Annotated in this window: 6 protein-coding genes; 4 read left to right on the top strand and 2 right to left on the bottom strand. The window is 66.1% G+C overall.

The features are described from left to right. Window positions 1-559 (top strand): hypothetical protein (locus Q1J95_RS14410; RefSeq protein ID WP_300268781.1); only part of this gene is annotated, 559 nt, incomplete at its 5' end. Between the two features lie 6 nt (window positions 560-565). Here Q1J95_RS14410 and Q1J95_RS14405 read toward each other — a convergent pair. Further along, the gene (locus Q1J95_RS14405) at window positions 566-1,780 is read right to left on the bottom strand and encodes a histidine kinase (RefSeq protein ID WP_300268779.1); all 1,215 of its coding nucleotides are present in this window, start codon (window positions 1,778-1,780) and stop codon (window positions 566-568) included. Window positions 1,781-2,061: 281 nt separating this feature from the next. Here Q1J95_RS14405 and Q1J95_RS14400 point away from each other — a divergent pair, with 281 nt between their 5' ends. Further along, a complete protein-coding gene (locus Q1J95_RS14400; protein WP_300268776.1) occupies window positions 2,062-2,718 on the top strand; it encodes a response regulator transcription factor in 657 nt (218 codons plus the stop codon). 45 nt (window positions 2,719-2,763) lie between these two features. Here Q1J95_RS14400 and Q1J95_RS14395 read toward each other — a convergent pair whose 3' ends face one another. Further along, the gene (locus Q1J95_RS14395; RefSeq protein ID WP_300268774.1) at window positions 2,764-3,726 is read right to left on the bottom strand and encodes a ribokinase; all 963 of its coding nucleotides are present in this window, start codon (window positions 3,724-3,726) and stop codon (window positions 2,764-2,766) included. Between the two features lie 115 nt (window positions 3,727-3,841). Here Q1J95_RS14395 and Q1J95_RS14390 point away from each other — a divergent pair, with 115 nt between their 5' ends. Beyond that, window positions 3,842-4,525 carry a GntR family transcriptional regulator gene (locus Q1J95_RS14390; RefSeq protein ID WP_300268771.1) on the top strand — a complete coding sequence of 228 codons (684 nt, stop codon included), beginning with the start codon at window positions 3,842-3,844 and terminating at the stop codon, window positions 4,523-4,525. Next, window positions 4,522-4,871 (top strand): MmgE/PrpD family protein (locus Q1J95_RS14385; RefSeq protein ID WP_300268768.1); only part of this gene is annotated, 350 nt, incomplete at its 3' end. The genes Q1J95_RS14390 and Q1J95_RS14385, both read left to right, overlap by 4 nt.

Genomic DNA, 4,871 nt, shown 5'->3' with positions numbered 1-4,871 from the left:
GGTTCTCGCCTTGCTGGTCGGCGCGATCGCGATCGACATCACCGGTGCGGAGCGGGCCTCAGGCGCTCGGCATCTGACGAACCTCGGTACGCCTCGGCGCGGCCGCACCTTCCTCGCCCGGTTGTGTGTGCTGGTGTGCGGGGGCGCCGTGGTGGGGTTGGTGGCACTCGCGATCTGCACTCTCGTGGTCGTCGGGATCAGCGCGGCATCCGGCGTGACGGCCCCATTCGCTTCGGCCGGGCTGTCGCTGTCTCGTGCGGCCGGGATGCTGCTGACGATGGCGCTCGTCGTCGGTCTCGCCCACGGAGTGGTCTGGCTCGTGCCGCACACGCTGGCGGCGATCGGGATCGTCGTCACGATCGTCTGGGTAGCGCCGATCGTGGTCCGCGCACTGGGCGGCGCTGAGCCGGGCCATGCGATGCACACGGTGCTGCGGGCGCTTCCAGCAGAGCACCTGGGCGCCCTCGCCGCCGGCGAGGGAACGTGGGCAGCGGTCATGGTCGCTGGCGCGTGGACGCTGGCTGCGCTGTTCGGTGGTGCGCTGCGCGTCCGCGCCTGAGATGATCTACAGGCGAGGGAGAGTCGCGACGAGTTCCCATCCGTCGTCCCTGGGACCGGTGCGCAGTGTGCCGCCCAAGCCTGACACGCGGTCTGCGACCCGGCGCAGGCCGTACCCGCCCGACGTCACCCGGGAGTCGTCAGCGCCGTCTGAGGAGTTCCATACCGACAGCGTCACCGTGTCGTCCGCCGTGGTGATGGCGATACGCACTGTGGAGCATCCGACGGCGTGCTTGAGAACGTTGGTGGTGGCTTCGTTGGCGACATGGATCAGCGTCGTCAGCACTGTATGCGACACAGCCGGGGTCGCGTCGGGGTGAGTCACCTGCACGTCGGTGCCGAAGGCTTCGAGCCGACTGCGCAAGGAGGACAGCGCCTCGACCAGGTTGTCGGGGTGAATGACGTCACCGGTCACGTCACGGACGGTGCTGGCGTTTTCATCGCCCCCGACGCTGAGATCTCCGTGCACGAAATGCATCATTCGGCGGATATCGGTCATCGCCTGGGTCGCCGAGTCGATGATGGCACGGGTCGAGCGTGCGCGGTGTGCGTTGTCGGGTGAGAGCTCGAGCGCATGCGAGTGCATGAGCACGATAGTGATGTCGTGCGCGATGATATTGTGCAGCTCGTCGATGATGCGTTCTCGCTCGGCTCGCAGCACGGCCGCTGATTCTTCGGCGAGTCGGGCGTTATCGGCGACGAGGTTCCTGTGGTGTGCGCGGCTGGCGCGCAACCCCATGCCGATCAGCGCCGAGGCGATGCCGATGATGATTGTCGAGATCATGCCCTGCTGGGATGAGGACTCATCGACCAGGTGCCACGTGATCGCCCAGCCGATGCCGGCGAACGCATACACGCTGGACAGCCAGACGCTGCAGGTGTAGACGACGAGGCCGACGACGACCGCGAGCGCGAGAGCGTATGTGCCGCCCGCATCGACGCGCAGGGCGATGATCCCGCCGAGCAAGAGCAGACCTGCTGCCAGCGGTGGTGACCGCGTGAACACAGTTATCACCAGCAGCAGGCCGACGTCGATGAGGCTGGCGCTGGTCCATCCGCTGCGGTCGGTGAGGCGCAGAACACCGATCGTCATGAGGGCGAGGGCGACGATGGTGATCAGCGCGATGTTCGATGCGCGCGGCATCGGCGTCGAGCCGAAGAACCGCTCACGCGGTATGGCGTTCAGGTCGATCGCCTGAGCGAACCGTTGGCGTGCCCCCATCTCCCCATTATGTGCGAGAGGGGAGTGTGCGAGGGGGGATCACTGGCAGATCTTGAGAGCGTGGCAGAGCCATTCGAAGATCGCAGGGTGGGTTCCGGTCGAGACGGACGGGATGAGATGCAGTGTGAACACGACATGCCCTTCGTGATTTTCCTGCGCGGCCATCGCACAGGGTTGCTCGGCACGCTACTCGTTCCTCTCGACTGGCACGAGAACCAATGATCTTAACGTTGCGCAACTTTCGTCGTCATCGCAGTGGAGCGCTGTGTCATGCTGAAAACATGTCCTCGATTCGCGTGCTGATCGCCGATGATGAAGCGCTCGTACGCCATGCGCTTCGCGCCTACGCCAGTGCGAACGACCGTATATCGGTTGTGGGCGAAGCCTCGAATGGGCTCGAGGCGGTCGAGTTCAGCCGGGAGTTGCGGCCGGACGTGGTCGTGATGGATCTGCGGATGCCGGTTATGAACGGCATCGAGGCGACCCGGGAGATCACGTCTGAGCTTCCCGATACGGATGTGATCGCCGTGACGACTTTCTCCACCGAGCGCTATGTCGTGTCAGCGCTTCAGGCTGGTGCGGCCGGATACGTCGTGAAGGACACACCACCCGAAGAGATCGTCGCTGCGATCATCGACGTGCACGAGGGGCGTTCCGTGCTGTCGGCACAGGTGACCGATGAGCTCATCCAGGCGGTGCGGGCAGGCAGAAGCGATCTTTCTCGGTTGGGAAACGAAGGAGAGGCGCTGACCGAGCGTGAGCAATCGATCGTTCTGCTGCTCGCGAAGGGCATGTCGAATGCAGAGATCGCGAGTGAGCTCCATCTCTCGCAAGCCACGGTCAAGACTCAGCTCAGCCGAATCTTCACCAAGTGGGGCGTTCGAGATCGTGTGCAGGTTCTCATTCACGCGGTGAAGGCGAATCTCGTCGAACTGTGAGGCTGAGAGCGGCCGAACGCTCAGACCGTCTGGACCGGACGGCCGTCACTGTCTCGTGATGTCGCTGGCCAGGAGCGCATCGACATCACGGCTGTGCGGCAGGCTCGGCGATGCGCCGGGAGTCGTGACGGTCAGTGCCCCCGCGGCTGTGGCCAGACGCACGGCATCGGTCAACGAAGCACCTCGTGCGAGGGCAGCACCGAGGTAGCCCGCATAGGCATCGCCGGCTGCCGTGGTGTCGACGGCCTTGACAGGGATCGGCGGCACGAGCTGCGCGCCGTCGGCCGTCACCACGCACGAGCCCTGCTCAGCGAGAGTGATGACGGCGGCACGGGCGCCCTGTGCGAGAAACCAGCGCCCGGCTTGTTCGGCGCCCGCGGCATCCGTCACCGTTATGCCGCTGAGCACTGATGCTTCGGTCTCATTCGGCGTGACGATGTCGACGTTCTGCCACACCTCGATCGGAAGTTCTACGGCCGGAGCGGGGTCGAGAATCACGGTCATCCCGTGATCACGGCCCCGGGCGGCGATGTGAGCGGCGAGCGTCGACGGCGTCTCGAGCTGGGTGAGCAGCACCGACGTCGTCGGGGCCAGGGCGGCGAGAGCATCGTCGATCTGCTCGGCGCTCAGCTGCGCGTTGGCCAGCGGCACCATGACGATGTCGTTCTGCGCCGAGGCATCCACGCGAATATGAGCGACGCCAGTGGGGCCGGGAACCGTGCGCAGGTGCGCGAGGTCGACACCTGCTTCGGTGAGGCCGTCGACCACGACCTCACGGAACAGATCGGCGCCGACGCATCCGACCAGCGCTGTGCGTGCACCGGCGCGACCGGCCGCGATCGCCTGATTGGCGCCCTTGCCGCCGAGGAACATCGTGAAATCGTTGCCGAGAATCGTCTCGCCGCGCGCGGGCAACGTCGCAGAGAAGGTCGTCACATCCACGGTGACGCTGCCGATCACGACGACGCCGTCGCGTGCGAATCCGCCGGTGGGTGGGGGAGTAGGCATGAGGTCACGATATCCCGGCTGTTCCTGTCAGGCGAACAGTTCGCGACTGTATACGTTCCACGGAGATGTGGTGCACCCATCGCCCGCAATGGTTATTTGTGTATACACTGGCCCTGTGAGCACCACCGTCGAGCGCACCACCCCTGCGGAACGCACCCGGGCGAGCGACCGCGCCTACGCGACGCTTCTGGATGAGATCCAATCCGGCGCGCTGGCCGCGGGCACCGTGCTCGCCGAGGTCGAGCAGGCAGCGCGCCTCGGCGTCAGCCGCACACCCCTGCGCGAAGCGCTGCAGCAGCTGAGCGCCGACGGCCTCGTCGAGCAGCAGTCTCCGCGCGTCACGGTCGTCGCCGGCGTCGATGCTGACGACATCCGCTCGCTGTTCGAGATCCGCCGCGCGCTGGAAGAGTCAGCTGCGCGCCTGGCCGCCGACCGCGGCGATGCCGAGCTGTTCGCGGCCCTCGCCTCAGAGTTCGCCGCTGTCGGAGCATCCCTTGAACTCAAGACGGGCCGCGAGAATTACTACGCACTCATCGCTCGCTTCGACGCCGCCGTCGACGCCGCCGTCGATAACGACTACATCGCCTCGGCGCTGCGCACGGTGCGCACCCACCTCGTCCGCGTGCGGCGCATGTCGCGCGATAACCAGACCCGCCTGGCCGCATCGGTGTCAGAGCACCGGCTCATTGCCGAAGCCCTCGCCGAACGCGATGGCGACCTCGCCGCGCATGCCACTCACGTGCACCTGCGCAACGCTCTCACGAGCATCCTCGATTCCCTGAAAGAAGGACAATCATGACCGTCAACCACCACGTGCGCGTCTACAAGAGCGAAGAAGACCTGCCCCGCGAGCAGCAGCTGGCATGGAAGATCGCCGAGGTCGCCACTGACGAGGTCGAGGTCGGCGCAGACGTCGTCGACATGGTCATCAACCGCATCATCGACAACGCATCCGTCGCCGCCGCATCGCTCACTCGTGCCCCGATCAAGGCCGCTCGTGATCAGGCCTTCAGCCACCCGGCCTCCACCGGCGGCGCTGGCGCAACCGTGTTCGGCGCCCCGCTCGACAAGCGCACCAGCCCCGAGTGGGCGGCGTGGGCCAACGGCGTGGCCGTGCGCGAGCTCGACTACCACGACACCTTCCT

Origin of the sequence: Microbacterium sp. (assembly GCF_029263575.1) — a bacterium.
In the GTDB taxonomy this organism is placed as follows: Bacteria; Actinomycetota; Actinomycetes; order Actinomycetales; family Microbacteriaceae; genus Microbacterium.
The sequence above is the reverse complement of the archived record's forward strand: the minus strand, read 5'-3'. Positions and strand labels throughout refer to the sequence as shown.

What these genes read in the sequence shown, in the direction of transcription:
- Q1J95_RS14405 (WP_300268779.1), bottom strand. Translation starts at nt 1,780, where the DNA reads ATGGGGGCACGCCAACGGTTCGCTCAGGCGATCGACCTGAACGCCATA.
- Q1J95_RS14400 (WP_300268776.1), top strand. Translation starts at nt 2,062, where the DNA reads ATGTCCTCGATTCGCGTGCTGATCGCCGATGATGAAGCGCTCGTACGC.
- Q1J95_RS14395 (WP_300268774.1), bottom strand. Translation starts at nt 3,726, where the DNA reads ATGCCTACTCCCCCACCCACCGGCGGATTCGCACGCGACGGCGTCGTC.